This is a genomic window from Herbiconiux sp. J20-20 (genome assembly GCF_057365085.1).
In genome coordinates, this window is sequence record NZ_CP195122.1 from 1,345,737 (window position 1) to 1,372,511 (window position 26,775).

Genomic DNA, 26,775 nt, shown 5'->3' on the forward strand with positions numbered 1-26,775 from the left:
TCAGCTCTGACGATACGGCGCGATGACGACCTCGACGCGCTGGAACTCCTTGAGATCCGAATAGCCGGTCGTGGCCATCGCGCGCCGCAGGGCGCCGATCAGGTTGACCCGGCCATCCGCGGTGTCCGACGGCCCGAACAGCATCTGCTCGAGCGGGGCCACGGTGCCGACCTCGACGCGATGCCCACGCGGAAGCTCCGCGTGGTGCGCCTCCGCACCCCAGTGCCAGCCGCCGCCCGGCGCCTCGTCGGCGCGGGCGAGGGCGGAGCCGAGCATGACGGCGTCGGCTCCCACCGAGACCGCCTTGACGATGTCGCCGCTCGTGCCGAGGCCGCCGTCGGCGATGACGTGCACGTAACGGCCGCCCGACTCGTCGAGGTAGTCGCGGCGAGCGCCCGCCACGTCGGCGACCGCCGTCGCCATCGGGGCGTGGATGCCGAGGCTCGAGCGGGTGGTCGAGGCGGCACCGCCGCCGAAGCCGACGAGCACGCCCGCGGCCCCGGTGCGCATCAGGTGGAGAGCGGCCGTGTAGGTGGCGGCGCCTCCGACGATCACCGGAACGTCGAGCTCGTAGATGAACTCCTTCAGGTTGAGCGGCTCGACCGTCTTGGAGACGTGCTCGGCGCTCACCGTGGTGCCGCGAATCACGAAGAGGTCGACTCCCGCATCCACGACGGTCTTGTAGTGCTCCTGGGTGCGCTGCGGGCTGAGCGCGCCGGCGACCGGCACCCCCGCGGTGCGGATCTCGGCCAGGCGGGCCTTGATGAGCTCGGGCTTGATCGGCTCGGCGTAGAGGCGCTGCATCGCGGCGGTGGCCTCGTGCGGCGCGAGCTTGCGGATCTGCGCGAGCACCGGCTCGGGGTCGTCGTAGCGGGTCCAGAGGCCCTCGAGGTCGAGCACGCCGAGGCCGCCCAGCTTGCCGATCGCGATCGCGGTCGCGGGGCTCACCACGGAGTCCATCGGCGCCGCGAGAACGGGGATGGTGAACGTGAAGGCGTCGATCGTCCAGCTGACGCTGACGTCCTTCGGGTCACGCGTGCGGCGGCTGGGCACAATCGCGATGTCGTCAAAGGCATACGCGCGACGGGCTCGCTTGGCCCGTCCAATCTCGATGTCGCTCACCCCCCAACCCTACCCACCCCCGTGTCTTGTGGCGGGGATGCATCCCGGGCGTCGGCGCGTGCCGCGTGCGGCACGCGGTGGGGGCGCGAGTCACGCGGTTGGGGGCTGAGGCCGGTGCGCCGGGGCACGCCTCCCGCGTCGAGCACCCGAACGAGCCGCTCACGGCTCATCACGTCGGCCCACACGAGCCGCACCACCGCGTCCGCCTGCCGCCGCAGCCGATCCTCGCGCAGCTTCTCCCGCCACAGCACCGCCTGCGGATCCTCACCGCCGTTGCGCTCACGCTCGTACTTCTGCTTGCCGTCGAACTCGCCCAGGATGCGGCCGTCCGCCCACGCGAAGTCGGCGCGCATCACCCCCTCCGCATCGACGAACTCGACCTGCAGCTCGGGCGGCTCGAACCCGGCCAGGAAGATCGCGGCCCGCGCCGCCGACTCGCCGGGGCTCTCCGCCGCACCGTCGGCGAACTCGATCGCCCGCGCGGCGGCGCGCGTCGCCAGTCGCGGCCCGGCGCCGTCGAACTCGCGCCACAGCTCGGCGCGCGGTGCACCGGCGCGCAGCACCGCATCCATCGCCATGACGCCGGAGAGGAAGTCACCCCGGGCGGCGAGTTGAAGTGCGGTGCGCGAGCGGGTCGTCGCCCGGACGCCGCCGACGTCCACGGTCTGCGCCGTCTCAACCCCGGCGGTCACCCGTCGCACGCCGGGGTCGCTGCGGCCACCTCCGCGATACGGTCCGAGCAGGGTCACCGCCGGCGGCCAGCTGCCGAGGATCGGCAGATCCCAGACGGCCGCCGCCGAGAGCCCGGCCGCACAGAACTCGGGACCGACCTGCGACAGCGCCGCGCGCACGCGGACGATGTGCTGCTCACGCGCCGAGAGCGAGCGCCACAGCGCGCTGTCGCAGTAGACGCCGAGCCGCACACGAGTGAGCACTCCCGCCGCGCAGGCGACGCGCAGCGCGCGCGGGTCACCGCCCAGTTCACGGTAGCGGGCGACGGTGAGCAGCCCGTGCTCGTCGGCGGCGAGCGCAAGCTCGAGGGAGAGATCGGGTGGGATTCGCATCCCGCCACGCTGTCAACCGCGTCGCCCCAGCGCGCGCCCACGCGGCACAACTGGGGAGGCCGCGGGGAGCGCCGACCCTGCGAACGAGTTGCTCGCAACCGAACCGCGTGCCGCGCGCGGCACTCGCCAGCGTCAGGGATGCATCCCCGCCGCGAGCAACTAGCGGGTGTAGTTGGGGGCCTCGACGGTCATCTGGATGTCGTGGGGGTGGGACTCCTTGAGCCCGGCGGGGGTGATGCGCACGAACTTGCCGAGCGACTTCAGCTCGGCGATGTTGCGCGCCCCGACGTAGAACATCGACTGCCGCAGGCCCCCCACCAGCTGGTACACGGTCGCGCCGAGCGCGCCGCGATACGGCACGCGTCCCTCGATGCCCTCGGGGATCAGCTGCGCGTCGGAGGGCACATCAGCCTGGAAGTAACGGTCGCGCGAGTACGACGTCTTCTTGCCGCGATCCGAGAGCGCGCCGAGCGAGCCCATGCCGCGGTAGTTCTTGAACTGCTTGCCGTTCTGGTACACCAGATCGCCGGGGCTCTCATCGGTGCCGGCGAGCAGCGAGCCGAGCATCACGGTGTCAGCGCCCGCGACGAGCGCCTTCGCGATGTCACCCGAGTACTGCAGTCCGCCGTCGGCGATCAGCGGCACGCCCGCGGCACGCGCGGCGAGGGATGCCTCATAGACCGCCGTCACCTGCGGCACCCCGACCCCCGCGACCACGCGCGTCGTGCAGATGGACCCCGGACCCACACCCACCTTGATGGCGTCGGCCCCGGCGTCGACGAGCGCCTGCGCGCCCGAGCGGGTGGCGACGTTGCCGCCGATGACGTCGATCGCCGCGAACGCCGGATCCGACTTGAGGCGGGAGATGATCTCGAGCACGCCCTTCGAGTCGCCGTTGGCGGTGTCGACGACGATCACATCGACGCCCGCGTCGCGCAGCGCCCCGGCGCGATCCCAGGCATCGCCGAAGAAGCCGATCGCGGCACCGACGCGCAGACGACCCTCGTCGTCCTTCGTCGCGTTCGGGTACTTCTCGCTCTTGTCGAAGTCCTTCACCGTGATGAGACCGCGCAGCCGCCCCGCGCCGTCGACCAGCGGCAGCTTCTCGATCTTGTGCTGGGCGAAGATCGCGATCGCGTCGTCCGGATCGATGCCCTCGGGGGCGGTGATCAGCGGCGCCGACGTCATGACGTCGCGCACGAGGGTGTTCTTGGCTTCGAACTCGGAGACGAAGCGCATGTCGCGGTTGGTGATGATACCGACGAGCGTGCCGTCGCCTTCGACCACCGGGAGGCCGGAGACGCGGAACTGCCCGCAGAGCGCGTCCACCTCGGCGACCGTCGCATCCGGCGTCGTCGTGACCGGGTTCGTGATCATGCCCGACTCGCTGCGCTTCACCTTGTCGACGTGACGCGCCTGATCCTCGATCGAGAGGTTGCGGTGCAGCACTCCGAGGCCGCCCTGGCGCGCCATCGCGATCGCCATGCGCGACTCGGTGACGGTGTCCATCGCGCTGGAGACCAGCGGTGCGGTCACGCTGATGCGCTTGGTGAGGCGCGAGGAGGTGTCGGCCTCGCTCGGGATCACATCCGTGTGCCCGGGCAGAAGCATGACGTCGTCGTAGGTGAGTCCGACGAAGGCGAAGGGGTCGTGCTGGTCCATGTCGCTCCTGCAAGGCGTGATTGTGGTCGCCGACTACAACACTGGAGACGGGTGTACAAAGCTTAACGGCTCGCCGGGTCGAGAATTCCGGCGAAACTGAGTTCGCACGGAAACACTCACGCAACATAGGCTCAGTAACGTCAATGACGACGTTCGTGTGTCTCTGCGCTCGTCGCGCCTGCTTTTCACCCGAGAACTGGAGGTCCCGTGGCTCTCGCCGCCGACCGACCCACGCGCCGCCGCGTGCGCATCGTGACAGGAGTGCTCGCGACCGTGATCGCGGCCATGGCACTCTTCGCCGCTTCCCCGGCCTACGCCGACGAAGTCGACACGGACACCTACGACTATCGGGTGAGCGGCAACGTTCAACTCGACGGCAACCCTCTCGAGGATGTCGAGCTCACCGTCTCCGGCAACGGCATCGACACGGTGGTCGAGACGGATGCCGAGGGCCAGTGGGCCGTCGGCGTCCCCGAGCGCAATGTGAGCTACACGGTCACCCTCAACGAGGACACCTTGCCCGAGGGCATCGCCGTCGTGGATGAGACCTCCGAGACCCCGAACGTGCGCGAAGCCGCCGTCGGGGCGGGCGGTCGTGTCACGGTGAACTTCTTCATCGGTGAGGGCGAGCGCAACGTCACCAGCTTCTTCGACCAGTTGGTGCAGCGCCTCGTGAACGGCCTGAACTTCGGCCTGATGCTCGGCCTCGCCGCGATCGGCCTGTCGCTGGTCTTCGGAACGACCGGCATCTCGAACTTCGCGCACGCCGAGATGGTGACCTTCGGCGCCGTGATGACGCTGATGTTCTCGACGCTGTTCAACTTCCCGATCTGGCTCGCGATTCCGCTCGCCGTGGTGATGGGCGCCGCGGCCGGCTGGGGCCTCGATGCGGGCCTATGGAGACCGCTGCGCAAGAAGGGCGTCGGAATCGTCCAGCTGATGATCGTCAGCATCGGCCTGTCGCTGACCGCGCGCTACGTCTTCCAGTTCTTCATCGGCGGCGGAACCATTCAGCTTCCCGGCGCCGACGCCCCGAAGATCCCGCTGTTCGGCGTCGTGTCTCTCAGCGTGATCGACATGGCGAGCATGGGGCTGTCGATCGTCGTCATCCTGGTCTTCGCCTGGTGGCTGCTGTTCACCCGGCTGGGCAAGGCGACCCGCGCCGTCTCCGACAACCCGTCGCTCGCGGCGGCCTCCGGCATCGACGTGGACCGCGTGGTGCGCGTGGTCTGGATCGTCGCCGCCACGCTCGCCTCGCTCTCCGGCGTGCTGTGGGCCTACTTCCGCCCCGGCATCAAGTGGGACATGGGCGCGCAGATCCTGCTGCTCGTGTTCGCCGCGGTCACGCTCGGCGGTCTCGGCACCGCGTTCGGCGCCCTCATCGGCTCGATCATCGTCGGCATGCTCGTCGAGGTGTCGAGCCTGTGGATCCCGGCCGACCTGAAGTACGTCGGTGCACTCGGCGTGCTCATCATCGTTCTGCTGTTCCGACCTCAGGGCATCCTGGGTCGCCGAGAGAGAATAGGTTAGGCGCCCGCCATGGATTGGCTGCAAATCCTCTCGAACACCGGCTCGTCGATTCTGAGTCCGGCCACCCTCGCCTACGCGCTCGCGGCGCTCGGCCTCGCGGTGCACTTCGGCTACGCCGGACTGCTCAACATGGGCATCGCCGGCTTCATGGCGATCGGCGCCTACGGCTACGCGATCTCCATCCTGACCTTCGGATTCCCGTGGTGGGGCGGCGTGCTCGTCGGCCTGATCGGTGCGGTCATCTTCGCGCTGATCCTCGGAATCCCGACACTCCGGCTTCGCGGCGACTACCTCGCGATCGTGACCATCGCGGCGGCCGAGGTGCTGCGTCTGCTGTTCCTCACCACCGCGTTCGACGACGTCACCGGCTCGGCGGACGGCCTCAGCGGCTACCACTCGAGCTTCCGCGAGTCGAACCCGATCCCGCAGGGCACCTACGGCTTCGGTCCGTGGGAGTACAACGAGACTCAGTGGTGGGTGCGCATCATGGGCCTCATCACGCTCGCGCTGGCGATCCTGCTCGTCTGGTCGCTCATGCGCAGCCCGTGGGGCCGCGTGATCAAGGGCATCCGTGAGGACGAGGATGCGGTGCGCGCCCTCGGCAAGAACGTCTTCTCGTACAAGATGCAGGCCCTCATCATCGGCGGCGTGATCGCGGCGGCGGGCGGCATCGTCTACGCCCTCCCCTCGGCGATCAGTCCCGGCGTCTACGTCACCTCGCTGACGTTCTTCGTCTGGACGGCGCTGCTGCTGGGTGGTGCGGCGACCGTCTTCGGACCGGTGATCGGCGCGGTCATCTTCTGGGTCATCCAGACCCTGCTCAGCAACGTGCTGCCGGCCATGGTGCAGGCGGGCGTGCTGCCGTTCATGTCGTCGATCCAGGCTCAGACGCTCCGCTTCGTGCTGGTCGGTGTGGCCCTGATGCTCATCGTCATCTTCCGGCCCCAGGGGATCCTCGGGAACAAGAAGGAGCTGACCTTTGTCAAGTAGCGATCAGACGCCTCCCGTCGCGCGCGAGAAGACGACGGGCCTGCACACGGGCGAGATCAAGCCCGGCGTGGCGAAGGTCGACCCGGTCATCGTGATGGACGGCATCCAGCGACGCTTCGGCGGTCTCACCGCGGTCGACGTCGACCACCTGGAGATCCCGCGCAACGCGATCACCGCCCTCATCGGACCGAACGGTGCCGGCAAGACGACGCTGTTCAACCTGCTCACCGGCTTCGACAAGCCCGACCAGGGCGAGTGGTCGTTCGACGGCCGCTCGATCTCGGGCGTGCCCGCGTTCAAGGTCGCCCAGCGCGGCCAGGTGCGCACCTTCCAGCTGACCAAGGCGCTCGGACTGCTCACCGTGCTCGAGAACATGAAGCTCGGCGCGAAGGGCCAGAAGGGCGAGCGGTTCCTGCCCAGCCTGTTCCCGTTCCTCTGGCGCTCCCAGGACGAGCAGATCGAGAAGAAGGCGGAGGTGCTGCTCAAGAAGTTCAAGCTCGACGCCAAGAGCGAGGACTTCGCCGCGAGCCTCTCCGGTGGACAGCGCAAGCTGCTCGAGATGGCCCGTGCCCTGATGTCGGACCCGACCCTCGTCATGCTCGACGAGCCGATGGCCGGCGTGAACCCGGCGCTCACCCAGTCGCTGCTGGATCACATCCTCGACCTGAAGGAAGAGGGCATGACGGTGCTCTTCGTCGAGCACGACATGCACATGGTGCGACACATCGCCGACTGGGTCGTCGTCATGGCCGAGGGCAAGGTCGTCGCCGAGGGCCCGCCGGACACGGTGATGAAGGATCCCGCGGTGATCGACGCCTACCTCGGCGCCCACCAGGATGTCGACCTGGGCATCGTCACCGGACGCATCCCCGACCCCGAGGGCACCGGCAAGAAGGCCGCCGAGCAGATCGAGGCCGAGTACGAGGCCGAAGTCGACGCCGAAGCCCCCGCCTCCAAGCGCAAGAAGAAGTGAGCGAGACCATGGCCACTCCTGCATCCGCGACGAAGACCGCGGTCGTCGACGTCAAAGATCTCGTCGCCGGATACCTTCCGGGCGTCAACATCCTGAACGGCGCCAATCTGGTCGCCAACCAGGGCGAGCTGATCGGCATCATCGGCCCGAACGGTGCCGGCAAGTCGACCTTGCTGAAGGCGATCTTCGGCCAGGTGAAGATCCGCAGCGGCAGCATCTCGCTCGAGGGCGACGAGATCACCGGGCTGAAGGCGAACAAGCTGGTCGCCCGCGGTGTCGGGTTCGTTCCGCAGAACAACAACGTCTTCCCGACGCTGTCGATCGAAGAGAACCTGCAGATGGGGATCTACCAGCGACCGAAGGCGTACAACGAGCGCCTGGAGTTCGTGACGAGCATCTTTGCGGAGCTCGGCTCGCGGCTGAAGCAGCGCGCCGGCTCGCTCTCCGGCGGTGAGCGTCAGATGGTCGCGATGTCCCGCGCGCTGATGATGGACCCGAAGGTGCTGCTGCTCGACGAGCCCTCCGCGGGCCTCTCGCCGGTGCGTCAGGACGAAGCGTTCATCCGCGTCTCCGAGATCAACAAGGCCGGCGTCACGACGATCATGGTCGAGCAGAACGCCCGTCGTTGCCTGCAGATCTGCGACCGCGGCTACGTGCTCGATCAGGGCCGGGATGCCTACACCGGCACCGGACGCGAGTTGCTGAACGACCCCAAGGTCATCGGCCTCTATCTCGGCACCCTCGGCGCCTGACGGCCCCTGCGGGTTGAGTAGCCGCCACCGGCGGCGTATCGAAACCCCAAGCCCCCTGCGGGTTGAGTAGCCGCCTCCGGCGGCGTATCGAAACCCCAAGCCCCTGCGGGTTGAGCAGCGCCCTCCGGCGCCGTATCGAAACCGCAAGGTTCTGCGGGTTGAGTAGCGCCCTCCGGGCGCGTATCGAAACCCAGGCCGCTCACCAGGTCTCGATACGTCGCTCCGCGACTACTCGACCGCCAAGCTCGCGCGGGTTGAACAGCGCCCTCCGGGCGCGTATCGAAACCGCAAGGTTCTGCGGGTTGAGTAGCGCCCTCCGGGCGCGTATCGAAACCGCAAGGTTCTGCGGGTTGAGTAGCGCCCTCCGGGCGCGTATCGAAACCCCAGTCCCCCGCCCCCCCTACCCCCGCCCGAGCACCTTCCGACTCAACTCCGGAAGTTCGTCCCAGCGCGACTCGATCAGCGCCTCTCGCTTGCGACGAGACCAGCCCTGGAGCTGCTTCTCCCGCGCGTACGCCTCGTCGATGCGGTCGAACTCCTGGACGAACACCAGCTCGACCGGCTGGCGTTTGGCGGTGTAGACGCCCCCAGCGCCCGTCGAGTGCTGCCAGAGCCGGTGCTCGATGTTGCGCGAGCTGCCGACGTAGTAGCTGCCGTCACCGCACTGGAGGATGTAGACGCCCATCATGCGTCGATGGTGCGGTGGGCTGGCCGTCGGAGGCGCGGGATGTCGCGGGGTGTGGGGAAGTCGGGTTTCGATACGTCGCTGAGCGACTACTCAACCCGCAGAACCTTGCGGTTTCGATACGCCGCCGGAGGCGGCTACTCAACCCGCGGGGGACGCGAAAGGGCCCCGGTCCGAAGACCGGGGCCCCTCGCTTACCGCTTAGTACGCGGTGTAGGTGTTGTCGTCACCGTAGATGTAGATGCCGATCGACGCCTCGGTCGGGTCGCCGACCTCGTCGAACGTGATCGCACCGGAGATGCCGTCGTAGTCGGCAACTCCGCCACCGAGAATGATGTCGGCGCACGCCGCGAAGGTCGTGCACTTCTCACCATCACCGGAACCACCGGAGACTTCCTGCAGCTTTGCCGCGATGTCGGCACCCTCGGTCGAGCCGGCCGCGAGAGCGGCGAGCGAGAGGAGGATGACGGCGTCGTACGACTCCGCCGCGTAGCTGTACTCGTCGAGCGCAGCCGAGCCCTCGGCCTCAAGGAAGGCGTCGAGTGCCGAGGTGAAGTCACCCAGGGTGTCGACGCTGAGGCCGGGCAGGGTGCCCTTGGCGCCCGTGAGGGTGCCCTCGGCGAACTCGTCGCCGAAGTTGGCGAGGTTGCCGTCAACGAAGTAGAGCTTCTCCGCGGGGAATTCGCTCACGATGTTCGGGATGATCGTCGAAACCTCGGCGAACGTGATCAGGGCGATCGCGTCGGGGTCCGCCGCGAGCACCTCCGAGATCTGCGCGTCGAAGGTGGTGTCACCCGTGTTGTAGGTCGGAGCCGCGACGACGGTGCCACCGGCGGCCTCGAAGGCCTCCGTGACGTACTTCGCGAGTCCGGTGCCGTACGAGTCGTTCAGCACGATCATGCCGAGCGTCTGGTTGCCGTCTTCAGCGATGAGGTTTCCGAGAACCTCGCCCTGCAGGACGTCCGACGGAGCGGTACGGAAGTACAGCCCGTTGTCGTCGTAGGTCGAGAAGGCGTCCGACGTGTTGGCCGGCGAGAACTGGATGACTCCGGCGCCCGTGACCTGGTCGATGAACTGGAGCGAGACGCCGGAGGACGCCGCGCCGAGGATCGCCGAGACGTCCTCGCCGAGGAGACGCGGGATCTCGGTCTCGTAGGCCTTGTTGTCGGTGTCACCCGAGTCGCCGTAGACGACCTCGAGGCTGAGTCCGGTGGTCTCGGCGTAGGCCTCGACCTCGGAAGCCGCGTAGGCAACGCCGGCCTCTTCGGGCGGGCCGAGGAACGCGAGGTTACCGGTCTGCGGAAGCGCGGTGCCGATCTTGAGCGTCAGGTCGCCTGCGGGGGTCGTTCCCTCGTCGGTCGTGGCGCAGCCGCTGAGCACGAGGGCGGTCGTCGCCAGAATCGCGACACCACCGATCGACGTCTTCAGCGACCGGGAACGAATGGCGTGAGCCTTCGTGCTGGTCATGTTGCTCCTCATCGTGTTCAGGACAGGGCGGTGCCGCGAGAGCAGCACTGCTGGGTTTCACGCTACGGCGCGAAGCAACAACGAACAATTCATCACTGTTACAAGCGTGTAACGCGGTCCGAATCGTTATATTCGACGACTTCCGTCGCGATCAGCCGATTTCGGTGCTCTTTCGCGTGACCGTGTTCTTGGAGCCGTACTCGTAGATGCCGTACGAGCCGCGCGTCGGGTCGCCGTTCTCGTCCAGGTTGAGCACGCCGCTCAGTCCGTCGTAGTCGGCATCCGGCTCGGTCCGGAGCACGGATGCGCATTCCCCGAAGCTGGTGCACTTGATTCCGCCGACGCTCGCGTCGATGAGGGCCCCGCGCACCGCCAGCGAGTCGTCACTGCCCGCGGTGAGGGCGGCGAGCGCCGCGAGCACCGTGGCATCGAACGCCTCCACGGAGTAGCGGTACTCGGTCACCTTGGGGTCTTCGCGCTTGATGAGAGCGCTGAACGCCTTGTCACCGGGCGCCCCCTCGAGAATCGCGTTGGCGCCCTTCAGCACGCCGGAGTCGAGCGACTGCGAGTAGTCAGCCATGTTGAGGCTGGTCAGCCACAGCTTCGAACCGCCGAGCTTCGCCTTGGTGAGCGCGGTGATGTAGCTGCGGGTCACCTTCCCGTTGTCGGTGGTCGCCAGCACGACAGCATCCGGCTCGGCCTCCGCAATCGCCTCGACGACGTCGGCGACCTTCGAGTCGCTCGTGATTCGGATGCTGGCGACCAGCTCGCCCCCGGATTCCTCGAGAGAGGTGGCCAGCGGCGACACCAGCGACTGCCCGTACGGCCCGTCGACGTAGATGAGGGCGACGCGCTCCTGCTCGCGCTCCGGGAGCACGCGGCCGAGCACGACGCCCTGGTGGTCGTAGCTCGCGATGGTGCGGAACACCCAGTTGGCCGTGTCGTACGTCGTCAGCTGGGGCGACGTCGCGGCGGGGGTGATGATCGGGATCCCCGCCTCTTCGGCCAGTTCGAGGATGCGGAGCGTCAGCACGGAGGTCGACGGGCCGATGATGACGTCAACGCCCTTGTCGACAAGTTCGGCGAAGCTCTTCTCGAGTTTCTTCTCGCCGGCGTCGGAGGAGTCGCGGTGGATGACCTCCACCTTGGCGCCGAGCACCCCGCCCTCGTCGTTGATCTGGCGCACGGCGGCGTTGACGCCGGCGACCTGACCGTCGCCGAGGTATTCCAGGTCACCGGAGGTCGGGAAGAGCGTGCCGATCCGCAGGACTCCGTCGCCCGTGGCCGTGGCGCTCGGGCTGGGGGTCGGCGTCGGCATCGCAACGGGCTCCTCGGCGCACGCCGAGAGCAGCGTGCCGGCAAGGACGAGCGCCGTCATGGCACCGAGTCGGGCGAGACCGCGCGGCATCGAGGCTCCTTTCGGCGATTGAAGCGACTGTACCGCGGGCTCAGAGCGGCGGCGCGGAGGCGCGACGGCTCGCGCGCCCTGCGCGCACCATGTCGACCGACAGGATCAGCAGCGCCACCCAGACGAGCGCGAACCCGATCCAGCGCTCCAGCGGCATCGGCTCACCGAGGATCGCCACCCCGATGACGAACTGCAGGACGGGCGTCAGATACTGCGCCAGCCCGACGGCGACGAGCGGGAGCCGCCGGGTTCCGGCGGCGAACATGAGCAGCGGCACCGCGGTCACGATGCCCGCCGACAGCATGGCGACCGCCTGACCGACGCCGTGCTGCCCGAAGGCGAGCCCGGTGGTCGAGCCGAGCACCAGCAGCTGCGCCACCGCGAACGGGGCGAGCGCGGTCGTCTCGATGGTCAGTCCGCTGAGCGCATCCACCTGCGCGCCGACACGGCTCTTGACGTAGCCGTACAGGCCGAAGGAGGCGGCGAGCACGAGAGAGATCACCGGGAAGGTGCCGTACCCGATGGCGATCACGAGCACGGCGACGGCCGACACCCCGACCGCGACCCACTGCGCGGGACGCATCGACTCGCGCAGCACGAACACTCCCAGCAGCACCGTGACGAGCGGGTTGATGAAGTAGCCGAGGGAGGCCTCGACCACCTGATCGTTCAGCACGGCGAACACGTAGACGAGCCAGTTGACGTAGATGAAGACCCCGGCGAGCGCCATGGCGCCGACCACGCGCGGCTGTCGGACGAGTCCGAGAATGGCGCGCCAGCGCCGGAAGACCGTGATCAGCAGCAGGCAGAAGACGAACGACAGGACGATGCGGAAGCCGACGACCTCGAGCGCGCTGGCCGGCGCGAACAGCAGGAAGTACAGCGGGAAGGTTCCCCACAGCGCGTACGCAGAGATGACGTAGGCGAGCCCTGCTCCCCGCCGCCGCGCGTTCTCGGGGGCGAGGGAGGGGGGCACGAGTACCAGCGTAGATCTCCCGGAAACGCGAAAGGCCCCGATGGCAGAGCCACGGGGCCTTTCGGCGGAAATTCGTCGCTTAGGAGACGACGACCGCGAGCACGTCGCGAGCCGACAGCACGAGGTAGTCCTCGCCGCCGTACTTCACCTCGGTGCCGCCGTACTTCGAGTAGATGACCTTGTCGCCGACGGCGACGTCGAGCGGAACGCGGTTGCCGTTGTCGTCGATGCGACCCGGTCCGACTGCCACGACCTCGCCCTCCTGGGGCTTCTCCTTCGCGGTGTCGGGGATGACGAGACCCGACGCGGTGACCTGCTCGGCTTCGACCTGCTTGATGACGATGCGATCCTCGAGCGGCTTGATGGAGACCGACACGTGTGACCTCTTTCTGAAACTCATGGTTGGCACACTCCCACTGAGAGTGCCAGACCCACTATAGGGCCTGATTAGCAGTCGATCAACGCGAGTGCCAGCGGCGGGACCGTGCCCGGTAGCGTGGGACGCATGGATGCGGCCGAACTGCGCGAGGTGCTCACCCCCGAGGGGCTGCGCCTGCTGGACGAGGTCGGCCCGATCGACTCCCGGACCGACATCGTGAGCACCGTCGCACGACTGCGCAAGGCGGGCCACCCGGCCGGCCGAGTCGCCGCTGTGCTCAGTCAGGCCCGGCTGCGCGCGAAGGCGCGCGCCAAGTTCGGCGACTTCGCGAGCCGGATGCTGTTCACCCCGGAAGGCCTGGAGCAGGCGACACGGCTGCGGGTCGCCTCGGTGCACGCGGGCCGCTTCGCGGGTGCCGGAATCGACGTGGTCGCCGACCTCGGCTGCGGCATCGGTGCCGACAGCCTCGCCCTGGCGGCTCTCGAGCTGGGCGTCGTCGCGGTCGAGCGCGACGAGGTGACCGCCGCCCTGGCCGCCTACAACCTGGCCCCGTTCGGCTCCGCGCGCGTGGAGCACGGCGACGCCACCGGGGCCGATCTCGCCGGCGTCGGGGGACTCTGGATCGACCCGGCCCGACGCTCCGGCGGCACCCGCTACAACGACCCGAACGACTGGTCGCCGACGCTGGACTGGGCGTTCGCGCGAGCCCGGGAGCTGCCGACCGGGATCAAGCTCGCCCCGGGACTGGACCGCGACCTGATTCCGGAGGACGTCGAGGCGCAGTGGATCTCGGCCGACCACGAGGTCGTCGAGCTGGTGCTGTGGTCGGGCGTGCTCGCCCGTGAGGGCGTTCGGCGCGCCGCGCTCGTGCTCGGTGCGCACGGTGCGGCCGAGCTGGTCGCGGAGGCCGACAGCGCCGACGCCGAGGTGCGCGCGCTCGGCGAATTCCTCGTCGAGCCCGACGGCGCCGTCATCCGGGCGCGGCTGATCGGCGATCTGGCGCGCTCGATCGACGGCGGCATGATCGATGAGACGATCGCCTGGATCACCACCGATACCGCTCCTGAGACGCCGTTCGGTCAGGTGTTCCGGGTGCGCGAGCGGTTCCCGCTCGACGTGAAGACGCTCAAGCGCGAGCTCGCGGCACGCGGGATCGGAACGCTTGAGATCAAGAAGCGCGGCGTCGACATCGACCCCGCCGCGTTCCGGGTGAAGCTCGCCCTCAAGGGTGCTGAGAGCGCGACGCTGATCATCACCCGCGTCGCGGGTGAGCGCGTCGCGATCCTTGCCGACCGGGTCTGAGTCGACCGGTTCTGGGTCGACGCCCGAACACGACAACGGCGGGGGCGACTCCCGCCTCCCCCGCCGTCGAGTGGTGCTTAGTAGCCGTAGGTGCCGTAGCTCGCCACGAAGATGAGCGGCAGGATGATCGACACGACCACGAAGATGATGTTGATGGCGATCGCCACGAAACCGGCGATGATGCCGACCAGCCACATCCACTTCGGAGCGGCGAGCTCCTTCTTCTTGCCCATGAATCCGAGGATCACCGCGGCGAGACCGCCGAGGAACCCGAGGACGGGAACGAGCGCGAAGATGAAGCTCGCGAGGCCGACGATGAACGAGATCAGGCTCAGAGTCTGAACCGGTCCGGGCGCCGGAGCGGGAGCGGCTGCCGGGGGCGGGGTGCTGTCAGTCATGGAGGTCTCCTTAGATAGGCACTGGTGTCCCAGCACGGCAATGCTTCCAGTGCGCCCAGAGGCTGTCAACGGATGAGGCGGCGCGCCGCTCAGCCGCTGAGCGGTCGTCAGGACTGGATCGTGGTCACCGGCAGCGTCGAATCCGCGCCGATCGCCAGGCTCGAGGGGGCATGCCCGGCGGCGATGAGCTGCGCCCCGAGCGCCGCGATCATGGCGCCGTTGTCGGTGCACAGCGCGAGCGGCGGAATGCGCAGCGCGACGCCCGCCTCGTCGCAGCGCGCGGTCGCCACCTCGCGCAGCCGGGCGTTGGCGACGACGCCGCCACCGAGCAGCAGACGCGGGATGCCGTGCGCGGCGCAGGCATCCAGCGCCTTGCTGATGAGCACGTCGACGACCGCCTCGCGGAAGCTCGCCGCGACGTCGGCGATCGCCGGATCGTCGCCGCGGTCTCGTGCCGCCTCGACGTGCCGCGCGACCGAGGTCTTGAGTCCCGAGAAGGAGAAGTCGTAGCGGTGCCGCGCCTGGTCCTTCGGCGCGGTGAGTCCGCGGGGGAAGCGGATCGCCGCCGGATCGCCGGTCGCGGCCGCGCGATCGATCTGCGGCCCGCCCGGGTAGGGCAGACCGAGCAGCCGCGCCACCTTGTCGAAGGCCTCTCCGGCGGCATCGTCGATCGTCTCACCGAGGAGCTCGACGTCGCTCACAAGGTCGCGCACGAGCAGCAGCGAGGTGTGACCGCCCGAGACGAGCAGGGCGATGGTGGGCAGCTCGAGGGGCTCGTCGCCGGTGCCGCCGAGCAGATCCGCGCCGACGTGCCCGACGAGGTGGTTGACGGCGTAGAGCGGCCGGTCGAGGGCGATCGCGAGGGCCTTCGCCGCGCCGACGCCGACCATGAGGGCGCCCGCGAGTCCCGGGCCGTTCGTGACGGCGACCGCGTCGAGGTCGGCAAGGCCGACGCCCGCCTCGGCGAGTGCGGCTCGAATGGTGGGCGCGAGCGCCTCGAGGTGGGCGCGGGCGGCGATCTCGGGAACGACCCCGCCGAAGCGCGCGTGCTCGTCCATCGACGAGGCGATCACATTGGCCAGCAGCGTCTGGCCGCGCACGATGCCGATGCCGGTCTCGTCGCAGCTGGTCTCGATTCCGAGAACGAGCGGCTCGCTCATGCGGGCACCACCTCGGGGTCGCCGAAGACGAGCCGCATCACCAGTGCGTCCACGTCGTCGGGCTGGTAGTAGCGGGGGCGCACGGCGATCTCCTCGAAGCCGTGCGCGCGGTACAGCTCCTGCGCGGCGGGATTGTCGTCGCGCACCTCGAGAAAAACCTCGCGCATCCCCCGGTCGCGGGCCTCGGCGAGAAGCACCCCGAGCAGCGTGCGACCCAGTCCTTGACGCCGCGCCAACGGAGCGACGCCGATCGTCTGGATGTCGCCCTGCTCGGTGCCGCGCGGGGCGCGGAGACCGGCGTAACCATCCAGGCCAGTGTCGGTCTCGGCGACCACGTAGTAGCCGTGCGGGGAGGAGAGTTCGTCGGCCATCTGCCCTCGCGACCAGGCGTCGCCCGGGAACAGCACCGTCTCGAGCGCCATGATCGCGTCGAGGTCGTCCGGCCGCGCGCGCCTCACCTGCCGCGTCATCCGGTCACCCTCTTCGGCGACGAGAGCGTCACGTCGGGCGCCCGCAGGTACAGCGGCTCGACCGCGTCGCCGATCTCGCCACGCGCGCGCCGTGCGGCAGCGAGCAGCCCGAGGGCGCCCGCGGGGATCTCGCTGGCGTCGATCCGATCGAACTCGCCCACGAGCCCGGCATCTGGGGGGCCGGACTCCCCCAGCTCGGCCGCCAGGATCAGGGCGGGCCCGGCGAGACGCACCGGCAGTCCGTCCGCATCCGGCAACCCGTAGCTCGACCACGCCAGTTCGCGTCGGCGCGCGTCGGTCACCACGAGGATCGGACGCACCTGCCCCGCCTGCGCGGCGGCGAAGGCGACAGCGTCGTGCGAGGCGAGTGGCAGCACGGGCCGATCGATTCCGAGGGCGAAGGCGCGCGCGGCGGCGATTCCGACCCGCAGGCCGGTGAAAGGCCCCGGACCCATGCCTGCCACGACACCGCTCACCTCGCGCGGACCGACGCCGGCCTCGGCGAGCACGCGCTCGATGAGAGTGCCGATCACTTCGGCGTGGCGACGTGTGTCGGCGACGGTGTGCTCGGCGAGCACGCCGCGCTCCGGGTCCACGAGCGCCACGCTCGTGCCCGTGGAGGTGTCAATCGCAAGAAGCACAGAGCGAGCCTAGTTCGACGTGTCCGCGTCGAGCGCGGCGTAGAGGGCAGACTCGAGCTCGCGCCCGCGCTCGCCCATCCCGGTGATGCGCACCGCCCGCGGCTCGTCGGCGAGATCGGGGTCGGCCTCCGCGTCGAGCGGGGCACCGCCGTGCGGCCGCTCGATCTCGATGCCGAGCCACGACTCGATGTCCTCCAACTTGCCCGCGCCCCACTCGACGACGACGATCGAGCCGTCGAGGTCGAGGTCGAGGTCGTCGACGTCGCGCCCGGTGCTCAGGCGGTAGGCATCGACATGCACGAGCGGCACGCCGCTCGTCGTGGGATGTTCGCGCGCGAGCACGAAGGTGGGACTCGTGATGGCGCCTCGGGCCCCGAGCGCGGCTCCGAGGCCGCGCGTGAAGGTCGTCTTGCCCGCGCCGAGCTCGCCGTCCAGGCGCACCAGGTCACCGGCGCGCAGCATCGGCGCCAGCCGTGCTCCGAGGGACTCCATCGCCTCGGCGTCGGGAATGACCAGGTCAAACATCGGGCTCACCGTCCACCGGCATGCGGGTGACGCGGGGTCCGACGCGCGTCACGATCTCGTAGTTGATGGTGCCCGCCCACTCGGCCCACTCGTCGGCGCTCGGCACCCCGGTGGCCGGGTCGCCCCAGAGCACCGCGCGATCCCCCACTCGCACCGGCGCATCGCCGACGTCGACCAGGAATTGGTCCATCGCGATGCGCCCGACGATCGGATGCCGCGCTCCCGAGATCGCCACCTCGGCACCGCGATTGGAGGCGCTGCGCGGCACGCCGTCTGCGTAGCCGAGCGGCACGAGGGCGAGCGTCGTCGGGGCGGGCGTGCGGTAGGTGTAGCCGTAGGACACCCCGGCTCCCGCGGGCACGCGGCGCACCGCCGCCACGCGGCCCGACAGCTCCATCGCGGGGCGCAGTCCGAGTGCGGCGGCGTCGATGCTCGGGTCGGGAGCCAGCCCGTAGATCGAGATGCCCAGCCGCACCAGATCGAAGCGCGCCTCGGGCGTCGTGATGGCGGCCTGGCTCGCGGCGAGGTGCCGCAGCTCGGGGCGGAGGCCTGCTGCCTTCGCCAGGTCGACGGAGGCGGTGAACCGGGCGCGCTGCAGCGCATCCTCGGTCTGATCGGTGTTGGAGAGGTGCGAGAAGATGCCGCGCACCTGGAGCCTGCCCGCGGCCTCGAGGTCGGCGGCGCGCGTGACGAGCGCGATCCAGTCCTCGGGCGCGCAGCCGTTGCGGCTGAGTCCGGTGTCGATCTTCAGGTGCACCCGACCGCGGCCGTGCTCGGCGGCCTGCTCGAGCTGGGTGAGCGAGCTCACCCCGAGGTCGATCTCGGCGGCGAGCGCGGCGCTCAGGTCGATCTCGGGTCCGTGGAGCCAAGCGAGCAGGGGCGCCTCGATGCCCGCGGCTCGCAGCGCCAGGGCCTCATCGATGTCGGCCACGCCGAGCCAGTCGGCCCCCGCCTCGAGCGCCGCTCGCGCCACGAGTTCGGCTCCGTGGCCGTACCCTTCCGCCTTCACGACGGCGAGCACCTGCGCGGGCGCGACGTGTTCGCGCAGCACGCGGATGTTGTCGCGCACGGCGGTCAGGTCGATGCGCGCCTCGCGCACGGGCGCGGTCACGGCGCGGCCTCGGCGATCACCTGCGCGATGGCGATGCCCGCGTCGTGCGACATCGTGAGATGCAGCGCGCCGATGCCTCGGCGCTCGACGATGTCGGCGACAGCTCCGCTGACCCGGAACGACGGGTTGCCGTCGGCGTCGCGCACCACCTCCATGTCGTGCCAGGCGATGCCGTCGGTCTCACCGAGCGCCTTCATGAGCGCCTCCTTGGCGGCGAAGCGGCCGGCGAGCGAGCGCAGGGGCAGCTCGCGCCCCTCGTGCACGAGTTCGCTCTCAGCGAACAGGCGGGCGCGCAGTCGCGGGGTCCGAGCCACGGCCCGCTCGAAACGAGCGAGATCGACGATGTCGATGCCGATCCCCGCGATCATCGCCGACCGCCTACTCGACCGTGACCGACTTGGCCAGGTTGCGCGGCTGGTCGACGTCGAGCCCCTTGGCGCTCGCCAGCTCCATGCCGAAGATGTGCAGCGGCGCGACCGCGAGCAGCGGCTCGAACATCGGCGCGGCGAGCGGGATGCGGATCACCTCGTCGGCGTGCGCGACGACCTCGACGTCACCGAGCTCGGCGATCGCGATCACCCGAGCGCCGCGAGCGCGGATCTCCTGGATGTTCGACACGACCTTCTTGTGCAGCGACCCCGGGTCGCGCGGGCTCGGCACGATCACGAAGACGATCTGGCCGGGCTCGATGAGCGCGATCGGGCCGTGCTTGAGCTCGCCCGCGGCGAAGCCCTCGGCGTGGATGTAGGCGAGCTCCTTCAGCTTCAGAGCGCCCTCCAGGGCGATCGGATATCCGACGTGGCGGCCGAGGAACAGCACCGACTGCGTGTCGCCCATCCAGCGCGCGAAGTCGGCGATCCGCTCCGAGCCGGAGGCGACGACCTCGGCGAGCTTCTCGGGAATCGCCTGCAGCTCGGCGACGTTCTCGGCGATCCGCTCGGTCGTCAGCGTGCCGCGACGGGTCGCCAGGTCGAGACCGAGCAGGTAGAGCGCCGTCACCTGCGCGACGAATGCCTTGGTCGAGGCCACCGCCACCTCGGGGCCGGCGTGCGTGTACAGCACCGCGTCGGACTCGCGCGGAATCGTCGCGCCCTGGGTGTTGCAGATCGACAGCGTGCGCGCCCCGCGCTCGCGCGCGTACTTGACCGCCATCAGGGTGTCCATCGTCTCGCCCGACTGGCTGACCGAGACGACGAGCGTGCGCTCGTCGAGCACCGGGTCGCGGTAGCGGAACTCGTGGCTGAGCTCGACGTCGACCGGAACGCGGGCCCAGGCCTCGATCGCGTACTTGCCGACCATGCCCGCATAGGCGGCGGTGCCACAGGCGATCACGATCACCCGGTTGATATCGGCCAGCACACCGCCGAGCGGCTCCAGCTCGGGCAGCGTGACCGCGCCGTCGTGCACGCGACCGAGCAGCGTCTTCTCGACCGCCTCGGGCTCCTCGCTGATCTCCTTCTTCATGAAGCTCGACCAGCCGCCCTTCTCGGCGGCCGAGGCGTCCCAGGAGATCTCGAACTCCTTGGCCTCGACGGGCGCGCCGGTGAAGTCGGTGACGACCACCGAGTCGGGACGGATCGTCACGATCTCGTCCTGCCCGATCTCCATCGCGCGACGGGTGTGCTCGACGAAGGCGGCCACGTCGGAGCCGAGGAAGTTCTCCCCCTCGCCCAGACCGATCACCAGCGGCGAGTTGCGGCGAGCGCCGACCACCACGCCCGGCTCGTCCTGGTGCACCACCAGCAGCGTGAACGCGCCTTCGAGGCGCACGGCGACCGCGCGCAGCGCCGCGGTCAGGTCGCCGGTCTCGCGGTAGGCGCGTCCGACGAGCAGAGCGGCGACCTCGGAGTCGGTCTCGCTCGTGAAGGTGTCTCCGGCATCCAGCAACTCCTGCTTCAGCTCGGAGAAGTTCTCGATGATGCCGTTGTGGATGAGCGCGAGCTTGCCGTCGTCGCCCAGGTGCGGGTGCGCATTGCCGTCGGTCGGACCGCCGTGCGTCGCCCAGCGGGTGTGCCCGATGCCGGTGTGCCCGTCGCTGAGCTGGTCCGCCTCGAGGTCGTCGACCAGAACGCCGAGCTTGCCCGCGCGCTTGCGGGTGCTGAGCGCCCCCGCGTCGTCGAGGACCGCAACTCCGGCGGAGTCGTATCCGCGATATTCGAGCCGCTTCAGGCCGCCCAGCAGCACCTTGACACTGCTACCCGGCCCGACGTACCCCACGATGCCACACATGCTGACGATTCTAGGTGGGCGAAGCGGCACTATCCTGAGGGGGATGTCCGACGCCCATTCCTCCGGCAATGGGGCGACACCGTTCCTGGAGCTCGACCGCGGGGACTGGGCCGCTCTCGCCCCGCGCACCTCGCAGCCGTTTCGACCCGACGAGCTCGCGCAGATCGCCGGCATCGGCGAACGTCTCGACGTCGCGGAGGTCGCCGAGGTCTACGCCCCGCTCAGCGGACTGCTGAACCTGTACGCCACGAGCTCGCGCTCGCTGCGCACCGACGTCGCCGGGTTCCTCCGCCAGACACCGCAGCACACCCCGTTCGTGATCGGCGTCGCCGGATCCGTCGCCGTCGGCAAGTCGACGACCGCGCGCCTGCTGCGGGAACTGCTCGCCGGCTGGGTGGGCACCCCGCGGGTCGAGCTGGTGACCACCGACGGATTCCTCTACCCGAACGCCGAGCTCGAGCGCCGCGGTCTGCTGCGCCGCAAGGGCTTCCCCGAGAGCTATGACCGCCGCGCGCTGCTGCGCTTCGTCTCGCAGGTGAAGAGCGGGGTGGCCGAGGTTCACGCCCCCGTCTACTCGCACCTCGTCTACGACATCGTGCCCGGCGAGCACATCAGCGTGCGCCGACCCGACGTGCTGATCGTCGAAGGTCTGAACGTGCTGCAGCCGCCCGCCGGCGGCGCGCACCTCGCGGTGAGCGACCTGTTCGACTTCTCGGTCTACGTCGATGCCCGCACCAGCGACATCGAGCGCTGGTACGTGGAGCGGTTCCTGCGCCTCCAGCGCGGCGCGTTCGCCGACCCGGAGTCGTACTTCCACCGCTACGCGGACCTCGCCGAGGACGAAGCCGTCGCGACGGCGCGCTCCATCTGGGCGGAGATCAACGGCCCGAACCTTGAGCACAACGTGCTGCCCACGCGGGCCCGCGCCGATCTTGTGCTCCGCAAGGCCGCCGACCACACCGTGTCGAGCGTCCTCCTGCGCAAGATCTAGGCGTCGACGACGACGCTCACTCGGTCAGCTCGCGGACGTGAGTGCGCAGCGCCGCCGCTTCGTCCCGTCCAGAAGGGCGCGCTGCCGATCGATCCGCTCGGCGACCGCGTCGACCTCCGCACGGAGATCCGGGCACATCTCGAGCTCGGGCCCGTGCTCTCCCGTTCGCCCGCAGTCGAGGTAGCGGCGGATGACCTGCGTCGTGAGGCCTGCGTCGATCATCGTCTTGATCTGCCGCACCCGCGCAATGTCGGGCTCGACATACACGCGATACCCGTTCGCATCGCGCTCCGCGACCAGCAGCTCGCGATCCTCGTAGTGCCGCAGCGCTCGGGCCGAGACCCCGGTGCGCGCGGCGAGTTCACTGATCAGCATCCGTCTCCCCTCCTCGGACTTGACCTTCACGCTAGCGAGAAGGTCTAGCGTGCCGTCCTATGCGATCGACAACCCGGAAGCGGGCCGTGATCTTCCACGGCTACCGCGCAGCACCCCACGACCACTGGTTCGGCTGGCTTGCCGAGCAGCTCGAATCCGAGGGGATCCCCACGCTGGTGCCGGCGCTGCCCGGCTCCGCGCACCCCGACCCGGATCTCTGGACGGCCACCGCGACGACCGTGGTGGGCGTGCCGGACCGCGAGACGATCGTGATCGCCCACAGCCTCGGCTGCCTGACCGTGCTGCGGCACCTGTCGGCGCTTCCGGGCCCGTGGCGGCTGGGAACGCTCGTGCTGGTCGCGGGGTTCATCGACAAGCTCCCCGCGCTGCCCGAACTCGACGGTTTCATCGGGGACGGCGTCCCGCTCGGCGGAATCCGCGAGCGCGTCGCGTCGCTCACGGTCCTGCGCTCCGACGACGACGCGTACGTTCCGGTCGCGCACACCGACCGTCTCGCTCGCCAGTTGTCGACGTCAGCTCGCATCGTCCCGGGCGCGGGCCATTTCCTCGCGTCCGACGGCGTCACGGCGCTGCCTGCGGCGCACGACGCCCTCGCCTGATGCGGCAGCTCTGTCAGCGTGCCGCCGGCGCCGGCGGGTCGCGCTAGGCGTCGAACGGCTCCAGCACGAACACCGGGATCACACGCTCGGTCTTCTTCTCGTACTCGTCGTAGTCGGGCCAGGTCGCGACGGCGCGCTCCCACCAGGCGGCGCGCTCCTCGCCGGTCACCTCGCGCGCACGGTAATCCTTCTTCACCGGGCCGTCCTGCAGCTCCACGTGCGGGTGCGCCACGATGTTCCAGTACCAGACCGGGTGCTTGGGGGCCCCGCCCAGCGAGGCGATGACCGCATAGTCGCCGTCGTGCTCGATCCGCATGAGCGGCGTCTTGCGCAGCAGGCCGGTCTTGGCGCCGACGGTCGTCAAGATCACGACGGGGCGGCCGTGACGCTCGGTGGCCTCGGTTCCGCCCGAGCTCTCGTAGCGCTCGGCCTGCTCGCGAGCGAACTCGACCGTACTGGGGGCGTACTCGCCGGACAGGGGCATGGGTCTCCTCGTCGGGGCGACGCGCCGGTCAGTCGGCGGTGCCCAGTCTGGTGCGGACGATCTCGGCGAGATCCTCCGCGATGCGCTGTGCGATGGCCTGTTCGGCCGCCTCCACCATGACACGAACCAGGGGCTCCGTGCCGGACGGGCGCAGCAGCACGCGCCCGGTCTCGCCGAGCTCGGCCTCCGCGGCGGCGACGGCGGCCGCGATCTCCGCGTCGCCGGCGAGCCCGCGGCGGTCGACGCCGCGCACGTTGATGAGCACCTGCGGGAACACCGTCATGACGCTCGCGAGCTCGGCCAGGCTCTTGCCGGTGCGCGCCATCTCGGCGACCAGCTGCAGCCCGGTCAGGATGCCGTCCCCGGTGGTGGCGTGCTGACGGAAGATGACGTGCCCGGACTGCTCGCCGCCGAGCGAGAGCCCGCGGGCGCTCAGCTCTTCGAGCACGTAACGGTCGCCCACGGCCGTCTCGATCATCGAGATGCCGTGCTCGCGCATGGCCATCCGCAGTCCGAGGTTGCTCATCACCGTCGCGACGAGGGTGTCGTCGGCGAGCTCGCCGCGAGCGTGCATCGCGGTGGCGAGAATCGCCATGATCTGGTCGCCGTCCACCACGTTGCCGTCGGCATCGACGGCGAGGCAGCGGTCGGCGTCGCCATCATGCGCGATGCCGACGTCGGCCCCGTGCTCGCGCACGGCCGCCGCGACGGTGTCGAGGTAGGTCGAGCCGACGCCGTCGTTGATGTTGAGGCCGTCCGGGTCGCTGCCGATGACGGTGACCTGTGCGCCGGCATCCGCGAACACGCGCGGCGAGATTCCCGCGGCGGCGCCGTTCGCGCAGTCGATGACGACGTGCACCCCATCGAGCCGGGTCTTGCCGAGCGTGCCGAGAAGGTGAAGAACGTAGCGGTCTTCGGCGTCCGAGAAGCGGCGGATGCGCCCCACACCGCCGCCGGTCGGCGTCAGCTTGGGCAGTTCGAGCGCGCGCTCGATGCGGTCTTCGACCTCGTCGGGAAGCTTGACGCCGCCGAGCGCGAAGAACTTGATGCCGTTATCGGCCGCCGGGTTGTGCGAGGCCGAGACCATCACGCCGAAGTCGGCGCCGACGTCGGCGACCAGGAAGGCGCAGGCCGGCGTCGGAATGACTCCGGCGTCGAGCACGTCGATGCCGGAGCTGGCGAGCCCGGCCGCAACAGCCGCGCCGATGAACTCGCCGGAGACGCGCGGATCGCGCGCAAGAACGGCCTTCGAGCGCAGACCCTGCGCTTTGAGCTCATCCGCGTGCCGTCCTTGCGTCAGGACGACCGCGGCGGCCTGCGCGAGGCCGAGGGCGAGCCCGGCGGTGATGACCTCACCGTTGGCAAGCCCTCGGACCCCGTCAGTGCCGAAGAGACGCGACATCGCGTACCTCCCGAGGTGGGATTAACGCTTCGAGAACTGCGACGCCTTGCGGGCCTTCTTGAGACCGGCCTTCTTGCGCTCGATGACGCGCGCGTCACGGGTCAGGAAGCCCGCCTTCTTGAGCGCCGGGCGGTTGTTCTCACGGTCGATCTCGTTGAGCGCGCGGGCGATCGCGAGACGCAGCGCGCCGGCCTGGCCCGAGGGGCCACCGCCGGTGATCTTCGCGATCACGTCGTAGCTGCCGAGCAGCTCGAGGACCTTGAACGGGTCGTTGATGAGCTGCTGGTGGAGCTTGTTCGGGAAGTACTCCTCGAACGTGCGTCCGTTGACCGTGAAGGAGCCGCCGCCGGGAACGAGGCGCACGCGCGCGATCGCCTCCTTGCGGCGACCGACGGCCGCGCCGGGAACGTTGAGGGGTGCGCGCACGGGGGCCGCAGCCGCCTCGGCAGGGGTCTCGGTGCTGTAGCTCTGGGCGAGCTCCGGGGCCAGGGAATCTTCGATCTTCGCCATGGTGTCGTGAATCCTTGAAATCGTCCGGCCGGCGCTACTGCGCGACCTGGGTCAGGGTGTAGGTCTTGGGCTGCTGCGCGGCGTGCGGGTGCTCGGCACCGGCGTAGACCTTCAGCTTCTTGATCTGGGCGCGGCCCAGCGAGTTCTTCGGAAGCATTCCGCGGATGGCCTTCTCGACGGCGCGCGTGGGGTGCTTCTCGAGCATCTCCACGTAGCTGGTCGCGGTGAGACCGCCCGGGTACCCCGAGTGACGGTAGGCAAGCTTCTTCTCGAGCTTCTGACCGGTGAGGGCCACCTTCTCGGCGTTGATGATGATCACGAAGTCACCCATGTCCATGTGCGGAGCAAAGGTGGGCTTGTGCTTGCCACGAAGGATCGCGGCGGCGTGGCTGGCAAGACGACCGAGCACGATGTCGGTCGCGTCAATGACGACCCACTCACGCTTGATGTCCGCCGGCGTGGGGCTGAACGTACGCGTCACGGAATGACTGCTTTCTGTCGAGGTGTTCGTGAATCCCACTCCGGTGTGCGTTCCTCGTGGATCACGGGGAACCCAGCGGTGGAGGGCTCAGTCGCGCCCGCGGATGCGGACACAACTTCGCAAGCGTAGTCGATCGCGATGGGTGCGGTCAAACCAGCGTGCGGGTCACTCCTCGAGCGCGCGCCGGGCCCGGGTCTGCTCGGCGCGTGCGGCGAGCTCTTCCGTGCCCGGGTAGCCCACCTCCACGAGCGTCAGCCCGTGCGCGGGCAGCACCTTGAACGCCGAGGTGCGGGTGGCGGCGTCCCGGAGCTCGGCCACCTGACCCGACTCCAGCTTGCGCGTTCCGGCGGCGACGGCGGCCCCCACAAGCGCCCGCACCATGCTGTGGCAGAAGGCGTCGGCGCGAACCTCGGCCACCACCACGCCGGCCTCGTCGCGGCGCCACGCGAAGTGCTGCAGCGTGCGGATCGTGGTCGCTCCCGCACGCGGCTTGCAGAAGCTGGCGAAGTCGTGGAGCCCGAGCAGCACGGTCGCCGCCTCATTCATCCGGTCGACGTCCAGCTCTTCCGGGGTCCACACCGTCGAGCGCCGGAGCCGCGGGTCCTTCACGGCGACCGCGTCGGCGATCCGGTACTCGTAGCGCCGCCAGCTCGCGGAGAAGCGCGCGTCGAAGCCGGGGTCCGCCGGCGTCGCCCGCGAGAGGGAGAGGTCGCCCGCGGCACCGGCGATTCCGTTGAGGCGTCGGGTGAGCGATCCGATCGCCACCGCCGGGTCGTCGGTGGAGCGGACCCCGCGCCGCGCGACGCGCAGCCGTGCGAGCTGCGGAGGCGTCAGGTCGAGGTGCGCCACCTGACCGGTCGCGTGCACGCCGACGTCGGTGCGTCCGGCGACGACGAGGGTCGGCGCGGGAAGGTGGCGCGAGAACAGGGTCGCGAGGGCGCTCTCGATCTCGCCCTGCACGGTGCGGAGCCCTGGCTGCTTGGCCCAGCCGTGGAAGTCGGTGCCGTCGTAGGCGAGATCGAGGCGCACGCGGACGGGCGCCTCCGACGGATCTCCGAAATTCACCCT

General features: G+C 69.7%; 29 protein-coding genes. 7 read left to right on the plus strand and 22 right to left on the minus strand.

The genetic code is table 11. From position 1 onward, the window contains the following. The 3 genes from ACR3ZA_RS06440 to guaB all read right to left on the minus strand — a co-directional run bounded on the left by ACR3ZA_RS06440 (position 1) and on the right by guaB (position 3,848). On the minus strand, positions 1-1,122 hold the full coding sequence (locus tag ACR3ZA_RS06440) for a GuaB3 family IMP dehydrogenase-related protein (protein ID WP_473661186.1): 1,122 nt from the start codon (positions 1,120-1,122) through the stop codon (positions 1-3). Next, positions 1,119-2,186, minus strand: a complete 1,068-nt coding sequence (locus ACR3ZA_RS06445) for a hypothetical protein (protein ID WP_473661187.1) — start codon at positions 2,184-2,186, stop codon at positions 1,119-1,121. The genes ACR3ZA_RS06440 and ACR3ZA_RS06445 overlap by 4 nt, the downstream gene beginning before the upstream one ends. 159 nt (positions 2,187-2,345) lie before the next feature. Then, positions 2,346-3,848 (minus strand): IMP dehydrogenase, encoded by a 1,503-nt coding sequence (gene guaB / locus ACR3ZA_RS06450; protein WP_473661188.1) that lies wholly within the window; start codon positions 3,846-3,848, stop codon positions 2,346-2,348. Between the two features lie 249 nt (positions 3,849-4,097). Between guaB and ACR3ZA_RS06455 the strand changes: the two genes are divergently transcribed. The 4 genes from ACR3ZA_RS06455 to ACR3ZA_RS06470 are packed head-to-tail and all read left to right on the plus strand — an operon-like array spanning position 4,098 to position 8,093. Next, entirely contained in the window at positions 4,098-5,378 is a 1,281-nt protein-coding gene (locus ACR3ZA_RS06455; protein ID WP_473662293.1) for an ABC transporter permease subunit, read from the plus strand. 9 nt (positions 5,379-5,387) lie between these two features. Then, positions 5,388-6,368 carry an ABC transporter permease subunit gene (locus tag ACR3ZA_RS06460; protein WP_473661189.1) on the plus strand — a complete coding sequence of 327 codons (981 nt, stop codon included), beginning with the start codon at positions 5,388-5,390 and terminating at the stop codon, positions 6,366-6,368. Further along, a complete protein-coding gene (locus ACR3ZA_RS06465) occupies positions 6,358-7,341 on the plus strand; it encodes an ATP-binding cassette domain-containing protein (RefSeq protein ID WP_473661190.1) in 984 nt (327 codons plus the stop codon). Before ACR3ZA_RS06460 ends, ACR3ZA_RS06465 begins: the two co-directional genes overlap by 11 nt. Before the next feature lie 8 nt (positions 7,342-7,349). Next, on the plus strand, positions 7,350-8,093 hold the full coding sequence (locus tag ACR3ZA_RS06470) for an ATP-binding cassette domain-containing protein (protein ID WP_473661191.1): 744 nt from the start codon (positions 7,350-7,352) through the stop codon (positions 8,091-8,093). A 400-nt stretch (positions 8,094-8,493) separates the two neighbouring features. Here ACR3ZA_RS06470 and ACR3ZA_RS06475 read toward each other — a convergent pair whose 3' ends face one another. From ACR3ZA_RS06475 to groES, 5 genes are all read right to left on the minus strand, one after another. Continuing rightward, positions 8,494-8,781 (minus strand): GIY-YIG nuclease family protein, encoded by a 288-nt coding sequence (locus tag ACR3ZA_RS06475; protein WP_473661192.1) that lies wholly within the window; start codon positions 8,779-8,781, stop codon positions 8,494-8,496. 198 nt (positions 8,782-8,979) lie between these two features. Continuing rightward, positions 8,980-10,245 (minus strand): ABC transporter substrate-binding protein, encoded by a 1,266-nt coding sequence (locus ACR3ZA_RS06480; protein WP_473661193.1) that lies wholly within the window; start codon positions 10,243-10,245, stop codon positions 8,980-8,982. Between the two features lie 151 nt (positions 10,246-10,396). Beyond that, a complete protein-coding gene (locus ACR3ZA_RS06485) occupies positions 10,397-11,653 on the minus strand; it encodes an ABC transporter substrate-binding protein (protein WP_473661194.1) in 1,257 nt (418 codons plus the stop codon). Positions 11,654-11,693: 40 nt separating this feature from the next. Further along, a complete protein-coding gene (gene rarD, locus ACR3ZA_RS06490) occupies positions 11,694-12,629 on the minus strand; it encodes an EamA family transporter RarD (RefSeq protein WP_473661195.1) in 936 nt (311 codons plus the stop codon). 79 nt (positions 12,630-12,708) lie between these two features. Continuing rightward, complete coding sequence (gene groES, locus ACR3ZA_RS06495) at positions 12,709-13,005, minus strand: co-chaperone GroES (RefSeq protein ID WP_473552034.1); 297 nt, start codon at positions 13,003-13,005, stop codon at positions 12,709-12,711. A 129-nt stretch (positions 13,006-13,134) separates the two neighbouring features. On the opposite strand from groES, the gene ACR3ZA_RS06500 reads away from it, so the two are divergent. Continuing rightward, positions 13,135-14,310, plus strand: a complete 1,176-nt coding sequence (locus tag ACR3ZA_RS06500) for a THUMP-like domain-containing protein (protein WP_473661196.1) — start codon at positions 13,135-13,137, stop codon at positions 14,308-14,310. Positions 14,311-14,387: 77 nt separating this feature from the next. Here ACR3ZA_RS06500 and ACR3ZA_RS06505 read toward each other — a convergent pair whose 3' ends face one another. The 8 genes from ACR3ZA_RS06505 to glmS form a co-directional block, all read right to left on the minus strand. Continuing rightward, a complete protein-coding gene (locus ACR3ZA_RS06505) occupies positions 14,388-14,708 on the minus strand; it encodes a hypothetical protein (RefSeq protein WP_473661197.1) in 321 nt (106 codons plus the stop codon). 107 nt (positions 14,709-14,815) lie between these two features. Next, positions 14,816-15,868: a tRNA (adenosine(37)-N6)-threonylcarbamoyltransferase complex transferase subunit TsaD gene (gene tsaD / locus ACR3ZA_RS06510; RefSeq protein WP_473661198.1), complete on the minus strand. Its 1,053-nt coding sequence runs from the start codon at positions 15,866-15,868 to the stop codon at positions 14,816-14,818. Then, the gene (rimI, locus tag ACR3ZA_RS06515) at positions 15,865-16,338 is read right to left on the minus strand and encodes a ribosomal protein S18-alanine N-acetyltransferase (protein WP_473661199.1); all 474 of its coding nucleotides are present in this window, start codon (positions 16,336-16,338) and stop codon (positions 15,865-15,867) included. The genes tsaD and rimI overlap by 4 nt, the downstream gene beginning before the upstream one ends. Beyond that, positions 16,335-16,979, minus strand: a complete 645-nt coding sequence (gene tsaB, locus ACR3ZA_RS06520; protein WP_473661200.1) for a tRNA (adenosine(37)-N6)-threonylcarbamoyltransferase complex dimerization subunit type 1 TsaB — start codon at positions 16,977-16,979, stop codon at positions 16,335-16,337. Before tsaB ends, rimI begins: the two co-directional genes overlap by 4 nt. Before the next feature lie 9 nt (positions 16,980-16,988). Next, positions 16,989-17,504, minus strand: coding sequence for a tRNA (adenosine(37)-N6)-threonylcarbamoyltransferase complex ATPase subunit type 1 TsaE (tsaE, locus tag ACR3ZA_RS06525; RefSeq protein WP_473661201.1), 516 nt, complete (start codon positions 17,502-17,504; stop codon positions 16,989-16,991). Continuing rightward, complete coding sequence (gene alr, locus ACR3ZA_RS06530) at positions 17,497-18,615, minus strand: alanine racemase (RefSeq protein ID WP_473661202.1); 1,119 nt, start codon at positions 18,613-18,615, stop codon at positions 17,497-17,499. Before alr ends, tsaE begins: the two co-directional genes overlap by 8 nt. Beyond that, positions 18,612-18,983: a holo-ACP synthase gene (locus ACR3ZA_RS06535; protein ID WP_473661203.1), complete on the minus strand. Its 372-nt coding sequence runs from the start codon at positions 18,981-18,983 to the stop codon at positions 18,612-18,614. Before ACR3ZA_RS06535 ends, alr begins: the two co-directional genes overlap by 4 nt. 10 nt (positions 18,984-18,993) lie before the next feature. Further along, a complete protein-coding gene (gene glmS, locus ACR3ZA_RS06540; protein ID WP_473661204.1) occupies positions 18,994-20,844 on the minus strand; it encodes a glutamine--fructose-6-phosphate transaminase (isomerizing) in 1,851 nt (616 codons plus the stop codon). A 43-nt stretch (positions 20,845-20,887) separates the two neighbouring features. On the opposite strand from glmS, the gene coaA reads away from it, so the two are divergent. Further along, a complete protein-coding gene (coaA, locus tag ACR3ZA_RS06545; RefSeq protein ID WP_473661205.1) occupies positions 20,888-21,835 on the plus strand; it encodes a type I pantothenate kinase in 948 nt (315 codons plus the stop codon). Positions 21,836-21,859: 24 nt separating this feature from the next. Here coaA and ACR3ZA_RS06550 read toward each other — a convergent pair whose 3' ends face one another. Then, positions 21,860-22,210, minus strand: a complete 351-nt coding sequence (locus ACR3ZA_RS06550; protein WP_473661206.1) for a MerR family transcriptional regulator — start codon at positions 22,208-22,210, stop codon at positions 21,860-21,862. A gap of 59 nt (positions 22,211-22,269) precedes the next feature. On the opposite strand from ACR3ZA_RS06550, the gene ACR3ZA_RS06555 reads away from it, so the two are divergent. Further along, positions 22,270-22,830 carry an alpha/beta hydrolase gene (locus tag ACR3ZA_RS06555; protein WP_473661207.1) on the plus strand — a complete coding sequence of 187 codons (561 nt, stop codon included), beginning with the start codon at positions 22,270-22,272 and terminating at the stop codon, positions 22,828-22,830. Between the two features lie 43 nt (positions 22,831-22,873). On the opposite strand, the gene ACR3ZA_RS06560 is transcribed toward ACR3ZA_RS06555, so the two are convergent. The 5 genes from ACR3ZA_RS06560 to truA form a co-directional block, all read right to left on the minus strand. Next, on the minus strand, positions 22,874-23,314 hold the full coding sequence (locus ACR3ZA_RS06560) for a nitroreductase/quinone reductase family protein (protein ID WP_473661208.1): 441 nt from the start codon (positions 23,312-23,314) through the stop codon (positions 22,874-22,876). A 28-nt stretch (positions 23,315-23,342) separates the two neighbouring features. Further along, on the minus strand, positions 23,343-24,716 hold the full coding sequence (gene glmM, locus ACR3ZA_RS06565) for a phosphoglucosamine mutase (protein WP_473661209.1): 1,374 nt from the start codon (positions 24,714-24,716) through the stop codon (positions 23,343-23,345). A gap of 21 nt (positions 24,717-24,737) precedes the next feature. Beyond that, positions 24,738-25,226, minus strand: coding sequence for a 30S ribosomal protein S9 (gene rpsI / locus ACR3ZA_RS06570; protein WP_473661210.1), 489 nt, complete (start codon positions 25,224-25,226; stop codon positions 24,738-24,740). A gap of 34 nt (positions 25,227-25,260) precedes the next feature. Next, positions 25,261-25,707: a 50S ribosomal protein L13 gene (rplM, locus tag ACR3ZA_RS06575; RefSeq protein ID WP_473661211.1), complete on the minus strand. Its 447-nt coding sequence runs from the start codon at positions 25,705-25,707 to the stop codon at positions 25,261-25,263. A 165-nt stretch (positions 25,708-25,872) separates the two neighbouring features. Further along, entirely contained in the window at positions 25,873-26,772 is a 900-nt protein-coding gene (gene truA / locus ACR3ZA_RS06580; RefSeq protein ID WP_473661212.1) for a tRNA pseudouridine(38-40) synthase TruA, read from the minus strand. Positions 26,773-26,775: the final 3 nt, after the last annotated feature.